General features: G+C 72.9%; 18 protein-coding genes. 8 read left to right on the forward strand and 10 right to left on the reverse strand.

What is annotated here, in order from left to right; genetic code table 11:
- A complete protein-coding gene (locus AB0C12_RS25795; RefSeq protein ID WP_360552111.1) occupies positions 1–822 on the forward strand; it encodes an alpha/beta hydrolase in 822 nt (273 codons plus the stop codon).
- Here AB0C12_RS25795 and AB0C12_RS25800 read toward each other — a convergent pair.
- Positions 819–1775: a tyrosine-type recombinase/integrase gene (locus AB0C12_RS25800; protein WP_360552113.1), complete on the reverse strand. Its 957-nt coding sequence runs from the start codon at positions 1773–1775 to the stop codon at positions 819–821. The two genes, AB0C12_RS25795 and AB0C12_RS25800, sit on opposite strands and share 4 nt — an antisense overlap.
- 44 nt (positions 1776–1819) lie before the next feature.
- Entirely contained in the window at positions 1820–1963 is a 144-nt protein-coding gene (locus AB0C12_RS25805; protein WP_360552115.1) for a hypothetical protein, read from the reverse strand.
- Between the two features lie 608 nt (positions 1964–2571).
- On the opposite strand from AB0C12_RS25805, the gene AB0C12_RS25810 reads away from it, so the two are divergent.
- On the forward strand, positions 2572–2907 hold the full coding sequence (locus tag AB0C12_RS25810; RefSeq protein ID WP_360552117.1) for a GNAT family N-acetyltransferase: 336 nt from the start codon (positions 2572–2574) through the stop codon (positions 2905–2907).
- Here the strand turns inward: AB0C12_RS25810 and AB0C12_RS25815 are convergent.
- Genes AB0C12_RS25815 through AB0C12_RS25825 form a run of 3 tightly spaced genes read right to left on the reverse strand, consistent with a single transcriptional unit; the run spans position 2863 to position 6135 of the window.
- On the reverse strand, positions 2863–5220 hold the full coding sequence (locus AB0C12_RS25815; RefSeq protein ID WP_360552119.1) for an excinuclease ABC subunit UvrA: 2358 nt from the start codon (positions 5218–5220) through the stop codon (positions 2863–2865). The genes AB0C12_RS25810 and AB0C12_RS25815 overlap by 45 nt on opposite strands.
- Before the next feature lie 49 nt (positions 5221–5269).
- Positions 5270–5680, reverse strand: coding sequence for a VOC family protein (locus AB0C12_RS25820; RefSeq protein WP_360552121.1), 411 nt, complete (start codon positions 5678–5680; stop codon positions 5270–5272).
- A 5-nt stretch (positions 5681–5685) separates the two neighbouring features.
- Positions 5686–6135: a helix-turn-helix transcriptional regulator gene (locus tag AB0C12_RS25825; RefSeq protein ID WP_360552123.1), complete on the reverse strand. Its 450-nt coding sequence runs from the start codon at positions 6133–6135 to the stop codon at positions 5686–5688.
- Positions 6136–6196: 61 nt separating this feature from the next.
- On the opposite strand from AB0C12_RS25825, the gene AB0C12_RS25830 reads away from it, so the two are divergent.
- Genes AB0C12_RS25830 through AB0C12_RS25845 form a run of 4 tightly spaced genes read left to right on the forward strand, consistent with a single transcriptional unit; the run spans position 6197 to position 10430 of the window.
- Complete coding sequence (locus AB0C12_RS25830) at positions 6197–6922, forward strand: phosphotransferase (protein WP_360552125.1); 726 nt, start codon at positions 6197–6199, stop codon at positions 6920–6922.
- A gap of 9 nt (positions 6923–6931) precedes the next feature.
- Positions 6932–7354, forward strand: a complete 423-nt coding sequence (locus AB0C12_RS25835; RefSeq protein WP_360552127.1) for a MarR family winged helix-turn-helix transcriptional regulator — start codon at positions 6932–6934, stop codon at positions 7352–7354.
- Positions 7355–7386: 32 nt separating this feature from the next.
- Positions 7387–9735, forward strand: a complete 2349-nt coding sequence (locus AB0C12_RS25840) for an NB-ARC domain-containing protein (RefSeq protein WP_360552129.1) — start codon at positions 7387–7389, stop codon at positions 9733–9735.
- Between the two features lie 14 nt (positions 9736–9749).
- Positions 9750–10430, forward strand: a complete 681-nt coding sequence (locus tag AB0C12_RS25845) for a VOC family protein (RefSeq protein WP_360552131.1) — start codon at positions 9750–9752, stop codon at positions 10428–10430.
- A 5-nt stretch (positions 10431–10435) separates the two neighbouring features.
- Here the strand turns inward: AB0C12_RS25845 and AB0C12_RS25850 are convergent, their stop codons facing one another.
- The gene (locus AB0C12_RS25850; RefSeq protein WP_360552133.1) at positions 10436–10957 is read right to left on the reverse strand and encodes a SigE family RNA polymerase sigma factor; all 522 of its coding nucleotides are present in this window, start codon (positions 10955–10957) and stop codon (positions 10436–10438) included.
- A complete protein-coding gene (locus AB0C12_RS25855) occupies positions 10954–11547 on the reverse strand; it encodes a permease-like cell division protein FtsX (protein ID WP_360552135.1) in 594 nt (197 codons plus the stop codon). Before AB0C12_RS25855 ends, AB0C12_RS25850 begins: the two co-directional genes overlap by 4 nt.
- Before the next feature lie 206 nt (positions 11548–11753).
- Here AB0C12_RS25855 and AB0C12_RS25860 point away from each other — a divergent pair, with 206 nt between their 5' ends.
- A complete protein-coding gene (locus tag AB0C12_RS25860) occupies positions 11754–12467 on the forward strand; it encodes a hypothetical protein (protein ID WP_360552137.1) in 714 nt (237 codons plus the stop codon).
- A 24-nt stretch (positions 12468–12491) separates the two neighbouring features.
- Positions 12492–13271 (forward strand): lysophospholipid acyltransferase family protein, encoded by a 780-nt coding sequence (locus tag AB0C12_RS25865; protein ID WP_360552139.1) that lies wholly within the window; start codon positions 12492–12494, stop codon positions 13269–13271.
- Positions 13272–13308: 37 nt separating this feature from the next.
- On the opposite strand, the gene AB0C12_RS25870 is transcribed toward AB0C12_RS25865, so the two are convergent.
- The 3 genes from AB0C12_RS25870 to AB0C12_RS25880 form a co-directional block, all read right to left on the reverse strand.
- On the reverse strand, positions 13309–14136 hold the full coding sequence (locus AB0C12_RS25870) for a M55 family metallopeptidase (protein WP_360552141.1): 828 nt from the start codon (positions 14134–14136) through the stop codon (positions 13309–13311).
- 276 nt (positions 14137–14412) lie between these two features.
- Complete coding sequence (locus AB0C12_RS25875) at positions 14413–14958, reverse strand: LuxR family transcriptional regulator (RefSeq protein ID WP_360552143.1); 546 nt, start codon at positions 14956–14958, stop codon at positions 14413–14415.
- On the reverse strand, positions 14955–17702 hold the full coding sequence (locus AB0C12_RS25880) for a LuxR C-terminal-related transcriptional regulator (protein WP_360552145.1): 2748 nt from the start codon (positions 17700–17702) through the stop codon (positions 14955–14957). The genes AB0C12_RS25875 and AB0C12_RS25880 overlap by 4 nt, the downstream gene beginning before the upstream one ends.
- Between the last annotated feature and the right edge of the window lie 118 nt (positions 17703–17820).

Consider the following 17820-nt stretch of genomic DNA (forward strand, 5'->3'; position numbering starts at 1 on the left):
ATGACCCACTTCACCGCAGCCCAGGGCGTCGAACTGCACTACGAGGACTTCGGCACCGGCAACCCCGTCGTCCTCATCCACGGCTGGCCCCTGTCCAGCCGCAGCTGGGAAGCCCAGATCCCCGCCCTGATCGCCGACGGCCACCGCGTCATCACCTACGACCGCCGCGGCTTCGGCGCCAGCACCCAGACCTGGGACGGCTACGACTACGACACCTTCGCCGCCGACCTCGACGCCCTGCTACGCCACCTCGACCTGCACGACGTCACCCTCGTCGGCTTCTCCATGGGCGGCGGCGAAGTAGCCCGCTACCTCGGCACCTACGGCAGCGACCGGATCGCCAAAGCCGTCTTCGCCGGCGCCGTCCCGCCGTACCTCTACAAGAGCGACGACAACCCCGACGGCGCCCTCGACGACGCCACCCTCAAAAGCTTCCAACAAGGCGTCACCACCGACCGCATCGCCTTCGTCGACGGCTTCGCCACCGGCTTCTTCACCGCCGGCACCACCCTGAAAGTCAGCGACTCCCAGGTCCGCTACGCCCAGGAACTCGCCCACATCGCCTCACCCAAGGGCACCCTCGACTGCATCGCCGCCTTCGGCCTCACCGACTTCCGCGGCGACCTCGCCAAGATCGACGTACCGACCCTGGTCATCCACGGCGACAGCGACGCCATCGTCCCCTTCGAACACAGCGGCAAACGCACCCACGAAGCCATCGCGGGCAGCCGCCTGGTCGTCATCAAGGACGGCCCCCACGGCATCAACGCCTCCCACCCCGCCGAGTTCAACGAAGCCCTGCTCAGCTTCCTGAACAGCTAACCGGCCAGCTCACCCAGCGCGCGGTTGGTGCGGTTCGCCCGCACCGCCGCGCGCTGCTGCGCCGCCGTCACCTCGATGTAACCCTGCGACGTCGTCAACGACGCATGCCCCAGCAACCGCATGATCTCCGAAGCATTCGCCCCGTCCTCGGCCAGCCGCGTCGCGAACGTATGCCGCAACGCATGCAACTGCGCACCCCGCGGCACCCGATCCGCGATCCCCGCCCGCCGGTAACAGGACTCCACCAGATACTGCAACCCACCCCGCTTCAACGGCGCACCCCGACGATCCAGCAGCAGCGGATCACCGGGCCGCAACCGCCCGAACCGCACCCGCCGGCTGTCCAGATACCGCTCGACGACAGCATCCAGCTCCGGCTCGATCGGCACCGTCCGCGGCCGGCCACCCTTGCCGGCGACCTCCACCCGCCGCTCACCCGGACGCCCCAGCACCGAACCGGCCTTCAACGCCAGCAGCTCCGACAACCGCAGACCCGCACACAGCGCCAGGGCCAGAACCATGACGTCACGCTCCGGCCACGGATCACGCTGGCGCTCGTCAGGCTGGTGGACCGCCTGCAGGAGCTGCTCCGGGGTGTCCTCACCACGCAGCGGCTTGGGGGAGGGGACCGCCATTCTGGGCTTGCCGACGGCAGGCATCGGATTCCCGGCGACGACGCCGTCCACGACCAGGAAGCCGAAGAACGAGTTCCAGCTCGACCAGCACCGGTAAACCGAGGCGGGAGCCCGGCCAGCCGCGAAGGTTGCGAAAGCCGCCCTCAAGGACTTGGGGGAGAGGTCACCCAGAGTGACATCTTCACCGATGAGCCGCAGGACGGTGGTGAGATCCCGCCGGTAGGCCATCAGGGTGTGCTCGGACGGCTTCCGCACGGCTCTTGCGCCGAGGAAGTCTTCTATGAGAGTTTCTACCTTGATGTCTTGTTCGTCCTGCATAAGGAATATTATGCAGGAAATACCGGTTGAAGGGGAGCCGGATCTCAGCCGAGTCCGGCTTCGGGCGGGATCTTGTTGTAAGGATTCTGGGCGTCGCAGCGACTGCACTGCAGGAACGGCTGGCCGTCCTCGGTGGAGTGCCTGGTCCATTTGTGCCAGCCGAGCCGGCACGTCCACGGCTTGCTCATGGCGGTGACGCTACGCGCGGGGTGAGATCGTCTGCGTCCGCTGGGCGGTCCGCCGCCGGCAGCCTTTCCGGTACGCCGTGAGCGCCCACTCGACCTTTCCAGCCAGCGCTGGATGTTGCGTCTGCGGCGCCCGCTGGCGCCGCGTGCCAGCGGATCGCACCTTGGGAATCGCGCTTCCTGGGCGTCGTTCCACCAGACGGATCCTCCTGACGTTTTGCTTCACGACCAGCCGCCGCTTCGAGCTCTCCCATCCCTCTTTCGCGCTCAGGTTGACATAATGTCAATTATCGACCAGGCGACCGCAAGCGAATCTGGACAATGGACCGCTGGCATCCGGCTCCGCCTGCTAGACCGGTCCACGGCCGTCGGGCACTTCGATGACCCGGACGCTGCTCCCGCGAGACGGCATTCGGCCCGCGTCGATGACCGGACGCCGGCGTCCCGGTCATTGCCGGGCGGCTGCCGACGAGATCTGGAACGGTAAGGGGCCGTGACCGCTTCCGCGTTCGAGGTCTCTCACGACGTCGAGACCATCCCGGTGCGCGTGGTGGGCGGCCGCCCGCACGGAGGCCGAGACCCGCCGCATACTCGCCGGCTCGGATGTCGTAGTGAGCGTGACCGACCGGTTGTCGGGACGGTTGGTCGGTTTCGCCCGGGTGCTGACCGACCGCACGCAGCTGGCGCTGATCCTTGATGTCGTCGCGGCCCCCGACGTTCGAGGCGTCGGCATCGCCGCGATGATCATGGACGCGGTGCTGGCCCATCGGTGGGTCAGCCGCGTCCGGAGCGTCGAACTGGTCTGTCAGTCGGATCTGGTCGGTTTCACCGATGAGGTCGGGCAGTCCGCCTCATGCGCAGGTCTGCTCGACCCTGACCGCTCCCCTGGGCCGGCGCTCGGGTCAGCTTCCGACGTAGGCGGCGAGGTGTTCGCCGGTCAGTGTTGATTGCGCTGCTACCAGGTCGGCCGGGGTGCCTTCGTAGACGATCTGGCCGCCGTCGTGGCCTGCTCCGGGGCCGAGGTCGATGATCCAGTCGGCGTGGGCCATGACCGCTTGGTGGTGTTCGATGACGATGACCGATTTGCCGGAGTCGACGAGGCGGTCGAGGAGCGCGAGGAGCTGTTCGACGTCGGCGAGGTGCAGGCCGGTTGTCGGTTCGTCGAGGACGTAGGTGCCGCCGGTGCCGCCCATGTGGGTGGCGAGCTTGAGGCGTTGCCGTTCGCCGCCGGACAGGGTGGTCAGGGGCTGGCCGAGGCTGAGGTAGCCGAGGCCGACGTCGGTGAGGCGTTGCAGGATGGCGTGGGCGGCGGGGATGCGGGCCTCCCCTGTGCTGAAGAATTCTTCGGCTTCGGTCACTGACATGGTCAGGACCTGGCTGATGTCGCGGCCGCCGAGGTGGTATTCGAGGACGGCGGCCTGGAAGCGTTTGCCTTCGCATTCTTCGCAGGGGGTGGCGACGCCGGCCATCATGGCCAGGTCGGTGTAGATGACGCCGTTGCCGTTGCAGGTGGGGCAGGCGCCTTCGGAGTTGGCGCTGAACAGGGCGGGTTTGACGCCGTTGGCTTTGGCGAAGGCTTTGCGGATGGGTTCGAGCAGGCCGGTGTAGGTGGCGGGGTTGCTGCGGCGGGAGCCGCGGATGGCGCCCTGGTCGACGGAGATGACGCCGGCGCCGGGTGGGATCGAGCCGTGGATCAGGGAGCTCTTGCCGGAGCCGGCGACGCCGGTGACGACGCAGAGGACGCCCAGGGGGATGTCGACGTCGACGTCGCGCAGGTTGTTGGCGGTGGCGCCGCGGATGTCGAGGGTGCCGGTGGGTGTGCGGACGGTTTTCTTGAGGGTGGCGCGGTCTTCGAGGTGCTGGCCGGTGCTGGTGCCGCTGGTGCGCAGGCCGTCGACGGTGCCTTCGTAGCAGATGGTGCCGCCGGCGGTGCCGGCGCCGGGGCCGAGGTCGACGACGTGGTCGGCGATGACGATGGTCTCGGGTTTGTGTTCGACGACCAGGACGGTGTTGCCCTTGTCGCGCAGGCGCAGGAGCAGGTTGTTCATGCGTTGGATGTCGTGGGGGTGCAGGCCGATGGTGGGTTCGTCGAAGACGTAGGTGACGTCGGTGAGGGCGGAGCCGAGGTGGCGGATCATTTTGACGCGTTGGGCCTCGCCGCCGGAGAGGGTGCCGGAGGGGCGGTTGAGGGAGAGGTAGCCGAGGCCGATCTCGACGAAGGAGGTGAGGGTGTGGTGCAGGGAGGTGAGCAGGGGCGCGACGGAGGGTTCGGTGAGGTCGCCGACCCAGGTGGCGAGGTCGCTGATCTGCATGGCGCAGGCGTCGGCGATGCTGATGCCTTTGATCTTGGAGGATCGGGCGGCTTCGCTGAGCCGGGTGCCGTCGCATTCGGGGCAGGCGGTGAAGGTCACGACCCGTTCGACGAAGGCGCGGACGTGGGGTTGCATGGCTTCGACGTCTTTGCTCAGCATCGACTTCTGGATCGATGGGATGAGCCCGGTGAAGGTGAGGTTGATGCCCTCGATCTTGACCTTGGTCGGTTCCTTGTAGAGCAGGTCCTGCAGTTCCTTCTTGGTGTACCGGCGGATGGGTTTGTCGGGGTCGAAGAAGCCGCAGCCGCGGTAGATGCGGCCGGACCAGCCGTCCATGCTGTAGCCGGGTACGGAGATGGCGCCCTCGTTGAGGGATTTGGTGTCGTCGTAGAGGGCGGACAGGTCGAAGTCGGTGACTGAGCCGCGGCCTTCGCAGCGGGGGCACATGCCGCCGGTGATGCTGAAGGTGCGGCGTTCCTTGACGGTCTGTCCGGCGCGTTCCATGGTGACGGCGCCGGCGCCGCTGATGGAGGCGACGTTGAAGGAGAACGCCTGGGGTGAGCCGATGTGGGGCCGGCCGAGGCGGCTGAACAGGATGCGCAGCATGGCGTTGGCGTCGGTGGCGGTGCCGACGGTGGAGCGGGGGTCGGCGCCGATGCGTTCCTGGTTGACGATGATGGCGGTGGTGAGGCCTTCGAGGACGTCGACGTCGGGGCGGGCCAGGGTCGGCATGAAGCCTTGCAGGAAGGCGCTGTAGGTCTCGTTGATGAGGCGCTGGGACTCGGCGGCGATGGTGCCGAAGACCAGGGAGCTCTTGCCGGAGCCGGAGACGCCGGTGAAGACGGTGAGTTCGCGTTTGGGGATCTCGATGCTGACGTCTTTGAGGTTGTTCACCCGGGCGCCCCGCACGCGGATCAGGTCGTGCCGTGTGGTGTTCTGCGGGCTCATGCGGGACTCCATCTGTGCGGGGCGGCCAGGGTGGGGTGACCGGGTGTGGTCAGCGCAGTTGCTGGATGCGGATCATGTTGCCGGCGGGGTCGCGCAGGGCGCAGTCGCGGATCCCGTACGGCTGTTCGGTGGGTTCCTGGACGATGTCGGCGTCGCCGGCCTGGAGGCGTTCGAAGGTGGCGTCGAGGTCCTTGGTGGCGAGGTTGATGCCGCCGTAGGTGCCTTTGGCCATCAAGTCGGTGATGGTGCGGCGTTCGTCGTCGGTGGTGCCGGGGTCGATGGCCGGTGGGTGCAGGACGATGGAGGTGCCGGGTTGTTCCGGGGGGCCGACGGTGATCCAGCGCATCCCGTTGTAGCCGACGTCGTTGCGGACTTCGAAGCCGAGGGTGTCGCGGTAGAACGCCAGGGCGGCGTCGGGGTCGTTGTGGGGCAGGTAGCTGCTGTGGATGACGATGTCCATGCTGATCAGGCTAGGTGGGGTGCGGGGGCCGCGGCTTCTCGATTCCTGATCGGTCTGGTGACCTGTTTGCTCACGCAGGACGGCATTCCGGCGGTGGTGCCGGCCACTTCGCGGCGGTAGACGCTGGGTGGCACGCCGACGAGTTCGGTGAAGCGGGTGCTGAAGGTGCCCAGGGACGAGCAGCCGACGGCGAAGCAGACGTCGGTGACGCTGAGGTCGCCGCGGCGCAGCATGGCCATGGCGCGTTCGATGCGCCGGGTCATCAGGTAGGAGTACGGCGATTCGCCGTAGGCGAGTTTGAAGGCGCGGCTGAGGTGTCCGGCGGACATGGCGGCGCCGCGGGCGAGGGCTTCGACGTCGAGGGGCTGGGCGTAGTCGCGGTCGATGCGGTCGCGGACGCGGCGGAGCCGGGCGAGGTCGCTGAGGTGCTGCGCTGCGGCGGGTCGGCTGGTCACACGCGAAATCGTGCCATGCCGTGCCGTGGTTGCGTAGCCCGTCGGGGGTGAGGATGGGGTGATGGCGGAGGTGTCGTTGCCGGGTGGGTTTGTCGGTGGGGCGGTCCGGGTGGGGGCGACGGTGCGCAAGGCTCCCCCGGCGGATGCCGATTTTGTCCGGGGGTTGCTGGAGTTGTTCGCCGAGCGGGGCTGGGCGGGCGCGCCGCGGTTCCTCGGTGTTGATGATCGTGGGCGGCAGGTGTTGAGTTTTGTGGCCGGTGAGGTGCCGTGGGGTGACGCCGCTCCCCCGGTCGGTGAGGCGGCGCTGGCTGCGGTGGCGGTTCTGGTGCGTGAGTTCCATGATCTTACCGCGTGTTCGGCGGCGGCCGGTGGTCAGGAGGTTGTCTGTCATCACGATCTGTCGCCGAGGAACACGGTGTTCCGGGGTGGGCGGCCGGTGGCGTTCATCGACTGGGACATCGCGGGGCCGGGGTCACGGGTGCAGGACGTGGCTCATGTGTGCTGGCAGTTCGTGCCGTTGGGGCCGGCGGTGGCGGTCGGGGACGCGGTGCGGCGGGTACGGGTGGTCGCGGACGCGTACGGCTGGGGTGACCTGCCGTTGCTGGTGGAGACGGTGTTGTGGTGGCAGGACCGCTGCTGGCGCGGTATCGGGTCGGGGGCCGCGGCGGGGGTGCCGGCGATGGTGCGGTTGCGGGAGGCCGGGGTGGTCGAGGCGGTCCGGGCCGCGTACGCGTGGACCGCGGGGCACGCCGCCGAGCTGGGCGGGGTGGTTCCGGGGCGGCGTTAGGGTGTGGCGGTGACGGATCTCCGGCGGCTTTTCGACGATCTGGTGGGCTTGGAGATCGCGGTGTGGAACGCCGTGGACGCGCGGCTGGGCCGGGAGTGCGCGTTGCCGTTGGGGCAGTTCATGCCGATGCGGGTGGTGGCGGCGACGCCGGGGTGCCGGGTGCTGGACGTGTCGGCGCAGTTGCAGATCACGGTGGGGGCGGCGAGCAAGGTGGTGGACCGGGTCGAGGCGGCCGGTCATTGTGTGCGCCGGCCGAACCCGCAGGACCGGCGCTCGTCGTTGATCGCGTTGACGCCGTCGGGGGCGGCGGCGCTGGCGGCGGCCGATGTGGTGTTCGAGCGGGCGCTGGCGGAGCTGCTGGGCGGGGTGCTGTCGCCGGCGGCGCTGGCCCGGTTCGCGGACACGCTGGGCAAGGTGCGTGCCGCCCTCTGACCCAAAAGTGACGAGCATGTATGTTTCCGGGCATGATGCGGCATCGGGTCGTGCCGTTGCTGGTCGTGACGTCGGGGCTGTTCTCCGTGTTGCTGGCGGTGGCTGTGAACGTGGCCACGGGCGGGGTGCTGCCGGGGGCGCTGCGGCCGTACACGTGGATGGCCTGGCCTTTGGTGGGTCTGCTGGCTGTGGTGGGCGTCGGGCTGGGGTGGTGGCAGCAGCGGCTGGCCGAGCCGCAGCCGGGCCGGGCGGTGGCGGTGCTCCCCCACGTTCCGGCTGAGTTGCCGGCGGCTCCGGCGCTGGTCGGGCGGGGTGCGGAGCTGGCGGCGGTACGGGCGGCGGTCGAGGGCGGCTCGCAGCTGGTGGTGATCGCGGCCGCCCCGGGTACGGGTAAGTCGGCGCTGGCGTTGCGGGCCGCTCACGATGCCCGGGACAGTTATCCCGACGGTCAGCTGTTCGCCGCGTTGCGGGGTGCGTCGGCGGATCCGGTGCCGCCGGAGGCGGTGCTGGTGCGGTTCCTGCGGGCGCTGGGGCGTCCGGATGACGAGCTGCGCGGCGAGGTGGTGGAGCTGGCGGCCCGGTTCCGGTCGGTGGTCGCCGACCGGCGGGTGCTGGTGCTGCTCGACGACGCCCGCGACGCCGCCCAGGTGCGGTATCTGCTGCCCGGTGGGGCGCACAGCGTGGCCCTCGTGACGAGTCGTCGGCTGTTGTCGGATCTGCTGGGCGCTTCGGTGCTGACGATCGGGGCGTTGACGCCGGGGGCGGCGCTGGAGCTGCTGGCGACCGCGGCCGGCCCGGGGCGGGTGTCGGCCGATCCGGAGGGTGCGCGGCGGCTGGTGGAGGCGTGCGGCGGGTTGCCGCTGGCGTTGCGGATCGTCGGTGGCCGGCTGCGGATGCGCGCGCAGTGGTCGGCGTCGGCGCTGGCGGACCGGCTCGCCGACGAGGGCCGGCGCCTGGACGAGATGCGGCTGGCGGACCGGGCGGTGCGGTCGACGCTGCGGGCGGTCTACGACGAGCTGGGTCCGGGTGAGCGGCTGGTGTTCCGGCGGGTGGGCGGCTATCCGGGTACGTCAGTGGGGTTGGCCGCCGCGGCGGCCCGGTGCGCGCTGGACGAGCATGTGGTGGCCGAGGCGCTGGAACGGCTCGTGGACGCGTTCCTGGTGGAGTCGCCGGCGCCGGACCGTTACCGGATGCACGACCTGGTGCGGCTGTGCGCGCGGGAGCTGGCCGACGACGGTGCGGAGGGTGTGGACTGCCTGGACCGGCACCTGGGGTGGCTGACCGCGCGGGCCCGGGCCGGTCAGTGGCTGGCCGCTGAGCGGGAGAACGTGCTGGCGGCGGTGCACGCGGCGGTCGGGGCGGGGCTGGCCGCGCCGGCCCGGGCGTTGATCGAGGCGGTGCATCCGCTGGTGACCGGGGAGGCCGAGCACTCGTACCGGCTGCGGTTGTGGTTGTCGGCGGTGCCGGTGGCCCAGGCGCTGGGTGATGAGCCGTTCCGGATCCGGGCGTTGCGGTGGGTGTCGCACTCGTACGGGATGGCGGGTCTGGTCCGGCTCGAGCTGCCGGCGGCGCAGCAGGCGCTGGAGGCGGCCGAGCTGCTCGGCACCGACGTGCGGGAGATCGCGCTGGCGTTGTGGCGGGTCGGGGACGCGTGGCGGGCGCAGGACCGTTTCGCCGAGGCCCAGGCGGCGCTGCTGCGGGCGCTGGAGCTGCTGATCGGGCTGGGTGCGGTCGCCGACGAGATCGAGGTACGGCTGTCGCTGGGCACCCTGTACAACACGTTCCTGCATCCGGAGCTCAGTGTGCCGGTGCTGAGCCGGGCCGTGGAGCTGCTGCCGGAGCGGGAGTCGCCGGAGCGGGGTTGGGCGCTGCTGGGTCTGGGCCTGGCCGCGGAGCTCGGCGGGCGGATCGAGCGGGGCCGGGAGCTGGTGGCGGAGGCGATGGGTGTCGCCGAGCGCATCGGCGACGAGCTGCTGCGCGGCTACTGCCTTCAGGAACGGGGCTGGTTGTATGTGCGGCACGGGGCGTACGACCACGCCGAGCGCGACTTCCGGGCGATGCTGGCGATCTTCGAGCGGCTGCGCAGCGGGCACGGTATCGGCAGCGCCCACACGGCGCTGGGTGACATCGCCGACATGCGCGGTCAGCATCCGGCGGCGTTGCGGGAGTACGGCACGGCGATGGCGGAGTATGAGCGCCTCGGGCTGCGGGTGCGCCTCGGTCAGGTGCTGCTGCACCGCTCGGCGGTGCTGCGGGCGATGGGCCGTGAGCAGGAGGCGGACGCCGACCGGGTCCGCGGTGAGCAGTTGAGCGGGGACGCGCCGGTGCATCGGGGACCGGCGGTGCAGCGGCGGCCGGGCCGGCCGGGACGGGAGGCGTGATGCGGGTGCGGTGGGTGACGGGGTTCCTGGACACGCCCTCGCGGGTGGCGGAGCCGTTCTGGCAGGCGGTGACCGGCTCCGGGTTGTCGCCGCGGCGCGGGCCGGGCGGGGCGTTCGCGACGCTGGTGCCGCCCGGCGGGGACGCGTACCTGCGGGTGCAGGTCGTCGGGGACGGCCCGGCCCGGGCCCACCTGGATCTGCATGTCGAGGACGTGGCGGAGCAGGCCGCCCGGGCGGTCGCGCTGGGCGCGGCGGTGGTGCTCGACGACGGGGACCTGGTGGTGCTGCGCTCCCCCGCCGGGTTGCTGTTCTGCCTGGTGGCCTGGGCCGGCGAGGCGGTGCGGCCGGCCGGTGGGCGCAGCCTGGTGGATCAGCTGTGCCTGGACGTGCCGGTGGCCGGCTTCGACGCGGAGGCGGATTTCTGGGCCGCCCTGACGGGCTGGCCGCGGCGGGCGGGGTCGCTGCCGGAGTTCGATTTCCTGGTACGCCCGGACGGCATGCCGCTGCGGTTGCTGCTGCAGCGCGTCGGCGGGAGCACGGCCGGTATGCACGTGGACCTGGCCTGTACGGACCGGCCGGCGGAGGTGGCGTGGCATCGGGAGCTCGGCGCCGAGGTGGTGGCGGTGCACGAGCGGTGGACGACGTTGCGGGATCCGGCCGGCCGGGCGTACTGCGTCACCGACCGGCCGGTGTGACCGCGCTACTGCCGGGCGAAGTCCTCGCCGAGCAGCTCACGCAGCCGGCCCAGCGCGCGCATGCTCTGCATCTTCACCACCGACGGCGACACCCCGAGGATCTCGGCGACGGTGTCGACGCTGTGGTCCTCCCAGTGCCGCAGCACCACGATGGCCTGGTCCCGTACCGGCAGGGTGGCCAGCGCCTGCATCAGGGTGATGTGCAGGTCGGTGGCGCAACCGTCCGGCTGACCGGGGCAGTCCGGCAGGTCGGCCAGCACGACCTCGGTGCCGCTGCGGCGTTTGCGCAGGTCGAACACGGCGTTCATCAGCACCCGGCGGCTGTAGGCCGGCAGGTCGGCGGTGCGCCAGATCCTCGGCCAGGCGGCGTACATCTTGGCCAGGGTCAGCTGCGTCAGGTCCTGCGCCAGATGCCAGTCGCGGCACATCAGGTACGCGGTGCGCCGCAGCCGGGGCGTGGCGGCGGCGACGAACGCGGCGAACTCCTGGTCGCGGGCCGCGCGGTCGCGGCGCCACCCAGGGCTCACTTCGACGTTCCCGGGCAGGTCTGGCCGACCAGGTCCTGGACGCCGGGACGGCCGCGGAACCGCGCGGCGAAGTCCCGGTATCCCGACGGCTGGGCCAGATCCACCTGGAAGGACTGCGGCAGGTTGGCCGGTGAGACCGCGGCGACGAAGTCCGGGCTGTCGGCCCACAGCACCTTGAACCTCTGGTACGCCTGGTCGCGGCTCTCGAACTGCGCGTCGCGCACGACCGGGTCCTTCAGGAGCGCCTCCCGCAGCGTGTCGAGCTGCCCGACGGTGATGTCGTCGCGCAGGAACACCGAGACGGTGGCGGCGTTGTCCTGCACCGGCCACGTACAGGTGGCGCTCGCCGGCGGCATCAGCATCGCCGCCGGCGACACGAACGACGGCGGCGCGGCGGCGGGGGCCAGGGCGATGTTGAGGGCGATCAGGGTGCCGGCGACGACGGCGGTGGCGCTGCCCCCGATGAGCAGGCCGCGGCGCCGGCGGATCCGCCGGCCCTGGCTCATCGCCTGCTCTACCGGGTCACCCGGCGGGGGCAGGGGTTCGTCGTCGAGGGCTCGTTCGAACAGGCCTCGCAGGTTCTGCTGCACAGTGCGCGCTCCCGGCTGTGTGGTGGCTACTGCCCTGGATGACTGCCTGGGTGTGCGGATCGGTCACATGATGCCCGCTGCGGCCCCGATGCGGGTCCTGGTGACCGGCCGGCCGGGCGCGCCTGCGTGCTTTGTCGGTGGGGCCTGGTACAACTACGGCATTGAAACACGCGTTCGAATCCACGTTGACCGACGAAAGGACGACCATGGCGACGGCGGCACGCACCGGTGTGCGAGGGCTCAGCACGGAGGAGCTGCAGGTGATCCGCGACGGGCTCGCCGCGGGGCGGCGGCCGCGGGTGATGTTCACCGAGTCCGCGGGGCAGATCGCCGGGCAGGTGGGGCAGGTCGTGGCCCTGACCGACCCGGCCGAGTCCGACGAGTGGGTGGTCGTGCGCTTCGGCCGCGACGAGCTGCCGTTCTCCCCCGGTGACCTGCAGGTGGCCCCCAAGGGCCCGGTGAAGAAGGCCGCCCCCGTGCCGCCGCAGCCGGCCAAGCCGGCCCCTGAGTTCGTGATCGACAAGCCCATCCCCGCGCCCGCACCCCCGCCCGCGGCCACCCCCGCCCCCGCCGCGGCCCCTGAGCCTGCTCCGGCCGCGGCGGCTCCCGCCCCGCGCAAGGCGGCAGCCAAGACAGCCAAACCCAAGCCGCCGCCGAGCCTGACGGTCACCCTCGCCTACACCGACGGCGAGTGGACCATCGCCGCCAACCAGGGCTCCAAAGCCCTGGCCAAGCCGTACGTGGTCAAGCCGTCCGAGGCGATGAAGATCGTGCAGCTGGTCGACGTGCCCGGCGTACAGGAAGCGGTCGAGCACATCGTGTCCGCCGAACGCGCCGAGGTCGAGCAGCAGGCCGAACGGCTGCGCGCCGAGCTGGCCGAGATCGAGGCCCGCCTGGCGGAGCTGCGCGACGCGGGCTGACCGGCATGCGATCATGTCGCCTTGATGGAAGACACCTGGCGGGCGCCGTGGTTGTGGCGGGCATTGCTGCGCACCTCGCGGCTGGTCGTGCCGCTGCTGTGCCGGCTGCGCGTCTCCGGTGAGGTGCCCGCCGGGCTGCGGCACGGCCCGCTGATCCTCGCGGCCAACCACGTCAGCCCGATCGACCCGCTGATACTGATGGCGGCGTGCAGCCGCGCCGGGATCGCACCGCGGTTCATGGCCACCGCCGGGCTGTTCACCGCCCCGGTGGCCGGCGCGATCATGCGGGCGTGCGGGCACCTGCGCGTCGACCGGCACACCGCCCAGGTCGCGCAGGCACTGCCCGCCGCCGCCGAGGCGCTGCGGGCCGGGTCGGTGGTGCTGGTCTACCCGGAGGGCCGCATCGGGCTGGACCCGTGGATGTGGCCCGAGCGCGGCAAGACCGGCGTGGCCAGGATGGCGGCGCTGTCCGGGGCACCGGTCGTCCCGGTCGCGCAGTGGGACGCTCACCGGGTCCTGCCGTACGCGGCCCCGAAAGGACTGGCCGGGTCGCTGCTCCGGACGATCCGGCAGCGGCCGGTGGTGCACGTGCGCTTCGGCGCACCGATCGACCTGTCGGGGATGACCGGCACGGCGGGCGCTCAGGCGATGCGGGCCACCGACCGGATCGTGGAGGGGATCGCGCAGACGCTGGCGCCGCTGCGCGCGGACGAGCTGGAGACACCCCGGCACATCGACCGAACCCGCCCACCGGACCTGAGCCGCGTCCGCCGCAACCGCGCCGCCGGCATCCGCCCCCACTGACGCCGCCTGATCGGCCGGTGCGGGCCGGCAGCGTCGGTCAGTTCGGCTTGATCAGGGCCAGCTGCGTCAGCAACTGCACCAGCCGGTAGGCCTGCGCCACGTCCTCGGCCGTGAACGTGACCGTCCGGCCACCCGGAGCCCGGCTCACCCCGGGAATCAGCGTCGCCAGATCCACCGTGTAGGGCCCGTACAGGTCCACCTCGACCTTCAGCGGACCCGGCATGATCAGCAGCGGCACCTGGTCGTGCCGGCGGATCGCCTTCGCCGCGGTCCGGTGCAGCCGTTCGCGGGCCTCGTCCGGGTGCAGGGCGATCGCCGCCGCCTGGCCCAGCGCCTGCTTGACCGCCACCGTCGCCGCGCCCGGCACCAGCTCGAGCAGTTCCGCACAGGCCACGTCGTCCCCGCTGATCAGGACGACCGGGGCGCCGTGGAAGCCGGCCAGGGCCGCGTTCAGGCCGATCTCGCCGACCGGGCGCCCGTCGAGGCGCACATCGAGCACGGCGTCGCTGATCGTGTGGGCCAGCACGGCCGGCCCGGTACCGGAACGGGCGTGATAGCCGACGAACAGCACCGCGTCGGTGTCGTCGTCGAGCCCGGCCATCATGCCCAGCGGGCGGGGCTTGCCCCGGACCAGGCGGGCGCGCCGGTCGAGTTCCTCCGGCAGCAGGTTGCGGAACGGCCCGTGCGCGTCGGCGACCAGCACGTCGGCGCCGGGCACGGCCTCCAGGACCCCGGCGACGGCCGCGTTGACCTCGGCGGTCATCAGCGCCCGGGACCGCTCGTAGTCGTAGCCGCCGGGATTGGTCTCGCTGGGATGCACGATCCCCGAGACGCCTTCCAGGTCGGCCGAGATCAGAATTCTCATCGCCTGGCACCCTACGCGGCACCCCGATCAGCGGCGGGGTGCGCCGCCGGCGCAGGGACGCCGGCGCACTCAGCCCGGGGATGCGTCGCTGGCGATGGGACGCCGGCGCACTCAGCCCGGGGTTCGTCGCCGGCGCACGGACGCCACAGCGCGCCCAGCCCGCAGCGCGGCGCGGCCGCGGATACGCCGGCACGGCCTCACGGCCGCCAGCGAACTCAGCCCGGAGTGCCGTGCCGGCGCAGGTGCGCCAGCACGGCCTCACGGCCGCCGGCGAACTCAGCCCGGGGTACGGCGCTGCCGCAGGTACGCCAGCACGGCCTCGCGGGTCGTGCGCACCCCGAACAGGGCCCGCGCCTCCGCGATCCGCCGGTTCGCCGTGCGCAGCGACAGGAACTCCGCCGCCGCGGCCGCCGCGATCGTGTCGCCCGCCGCCAGCCGGTCCAGCAGCGCCCGCTGCTCCGGGACCAGGTCCGCGACCGTGTCACCCGTGTCCGCCGGCGCCGGCTGCCCGCCCGGGCCCAGGTGCACCGCGCCGAGCCGGCTCAGATCGTCGATCAGGGCCCGGCCCACCGGGGTGTCCGCGTCGCAGACCGCGACGATGCCCGCTCCCCGCGCCGCCGCCAGGACCGCCAGTTGCAGGTTCTCCCGGTCGGCGACCCGGCCGTGCAGCACCAGCCGCGCGCCGGTGACGTCCCACGCCGGGTCCGGCAGCGCGAAACCCTCGCGGGGGATCCAGCCCTCGCGGGCCAGGCGGCGGACCACGGACTCGGCGTCGGCGCCGGAGGCGACGACGTGGCGGGGAGCGTCGGGCTGTCGGGTCACCGGCCATCCTCACGGTCGGGCAGTACGGCGGAGCGACGGTCACGGTCCGGCGGTCCGGCCGCCTCGATCTGGGTCAGCGCCAGCGCGGCCGCCTCCGTCCGGGTCCGGGCGCCCAGCTTGCGCATACCCGCCCGGATGTGGGTGTCCACGGTCTCCGCCGAAATACCGAGCTGCCCCGCGATCCGCCGGGTCGGCTCACCCGCCGCGACCAGGCGCAACACGTCGGTCTCGCGCCGGGTCAGCTGCGAACCCGAGCGTGGGCTGCGGGTGTCACGGTGCACGTGGTGCCGGCGCAGCCCGCGGCGGGCCCGGCCGGCCAGCACCACCAGCCCGGCGGTGTCGGCCAGGTGCTCGGCCTCCAGCAGCGCGGCCACCGCCCGTTCCGGATCGGTGTCGAGCAGGCCCGCCGCGAGCAGGCAGCGGATCTGCTCCCGCAACGCGACCCCGGCCCAGCTCTGCGCGGCCGCGGCGAACCCGGTGCCGGTCGCCCAGGCGGTCAGCGTGCGCCGCGCCGCGGCCGGCAGCCCGGCGGGGATCGCCGGGGCCGGCGCGTCGATGTCGAACGCGGACGCGAAAGCAGCCCGGGCCGTGGCGCCGGAGTCGTACGCGGCCCACCGGGCGGTGATGTGCCGCAGCCCGGTCAGCAGCCCCGAGACGGCGGCGTCCGGTGGCTGCGCGGCCCGGTCGGGCTGCCCGTCGAGCCAGGCCGCCTCCCGCGCGACCCACGCGGTGGCCGGATGCCCGTCGGGTGTGGCGAGCCGGGCCCGGGCGGCGGCGAGCAGCCCGGTGTCCGCCTCGATCAGTGCGGTCGCGGCGATGGCGTAGCCGCGGGCGTCGGCGGGCAGCGCCCGGTCGGTGAGGTCAGCGGCGCGCCGCAACGCCCGGTCCGCCGCGAACCGGGCATCAGACGACGACCCGCGCTCACCCGAGCTGCCGGAGACGGCCGGGTTCGCGCCCCGCGCGCCGTGAGAGGCATCCGGTCCGGCCGGAGCAGCACCGACGCCGCCCGGCGCCGGCAACGAGCCGGAACCGGCGGCCCGCCCGTAGATGACACCCGCAGGACCATCGGCTGATGCCGGCAGAGGCCCGGCGCTCCTATCGGGCACGTCGGGCTCAGCACTCGAAGCGGCCGAGGCGGCCAGCAGCGTGCCCTGCAGCACGTCGGCCCAGTCCGCCACGGCCAGGAACCGGGTCTGCCAGCTGTAAGCCAGGTCCGCCGCGCACCCGGCCGCCGCGTCCCGGGCCGCGGCCGCCGCCTCACCCAGCCGCCCGTCCGCCGCCAGATGCTCCACCAGCAGCCACGCACTCCACCGTCCGGTCAGCGGATCAGTGCTCCGGGCGACCGCGGCGGCCAGCGCTGTGTCCCATCCCGGGCGGCGATGCGCGGCGCCGACCGCCGCCAGCGCCGCCGCCACCCCGGCCGGTGGCGCCGGATACCGGGCGGCGACCTTGCCGGCCATGTCCAGGGCGCCCGCCGGATCGGTGGCCAGCTCGGCCAGCACCAGGATCCGGTCCCGGGCGGCCACGACCGTGGCCGGCGCCGCGTCGGGCACCGGGCGCACCGCCGCCCGCGCCCCGACCGGGTCGCCGGCCTGCAGCAGCGCCTCCCCGCGCAGCACGTCCGCCTCCACCCCCAGCGGCCCGGTGCTGGTCAGCACCCGCGCCGCCGGATGGGGCCGGCCCGCGGCCAGCAACGCGTCAGCCGCCGCGATCCGCACCCGCGGGTCAACGGTCACCCCGGGCAGTTCACACGCGAACTGCAACAGGTCGGCGCGGTCACCGCCGGCAGCCCGGTCGGCCGCGGTCAGCGCCCGCCGGTACGCCCCCTGATGGTCACCGGCCGCCGCCAGGTGCCGCGCCGCCTCCGCGTCCGGGGTCAGCTCCGCCAGCGCCCGGTGCAGATCCGTCCGGGCGGCCGCGTCGAGCAGCCCGGCCGCGGTCTCCGCGAAGTACGCCGACACCGGCACGAGCCCGGCCGGATCCTCGGTGACCAGACCGGCGGCGCGCAGCTCGTCGGCGCCCGGGCCGAGCAGCGCGGCCGGGGCCGGCCGGCCGAGCAGGCCCAGCGCGGCCAGCGCGGTGCGGGCCGTACGGGGCAGGTCGGCCAGGGCGGTGGCGATCGCGTACGCCACCTGGTCGATGTCGGTCTCCGGGGTGCCCCGGCCCGCCCCGGCCTGCCGGGCCAGTGCCGTGATCGCGAGGGGGTTCCCGCCGGCCCGGTCGACCACCGCGGCCAGGGCGGCGTCGGCGAGCTGACCACCGGCGCGCCGGGCCAGCTCCAGCGCGGCCTCGCGGCTCAGCGGCAGCACCTCCAGCCAGGCCGTGGCTGTCTCGCGCAGCGCCGCGACGCTCTCCTCGCTCAGCCGGTGCGGGGTGCGCAACGCGACCACGACCCGGACGTGTGCGGCCAGGTGCGGCAGGGCTGCGAGCGTCGCCGGGTCGGCGTACTGCAGGTCGTCGAGCACGAGCAGGCCGCCGCGGACCCGGGAGCGGACCGCCTCGGCCAGCAGCGGCACGTCGTGGGCGGGCAAGCGGGCCTTCAGCGCCCGTGACAGTGCCAGCGCCGGCACCGCGGCCAGCATCGCCAGCCCGCCTCCGGCATGCACCGGCCCGGGCGCCGCAGCCGCCACCCGCCGCAACAGGGTGGAGCGGCCGGCTCCGGGGGCGCCGGTGAGCACGACGAGGCCGGGACGGTGCAGATGCGCGGCGGCGAGCCCGGCCAGGTCCTGCTGTGCCACCCGCATCCCCCGTTTCCCCTGCCCTGCCCGGCGTCCGTGCCCGGGTGGCACGAACACGGGATCTGCGTCGCCCCGAGCTTCCGTAGTCTGTGGTGCGGCAGGCGTCCCGCCCTGCCCGCGAACG

Source organism: Actinoplanes sp. NPDC048967, assembly GCF_040649415.1.
Classification (GTDB): domain Bacteria; phylum Actinomycetota; class Actinomycetes; order Mycobacteriales; family Micromonosporaceae; genus Actinoplanes.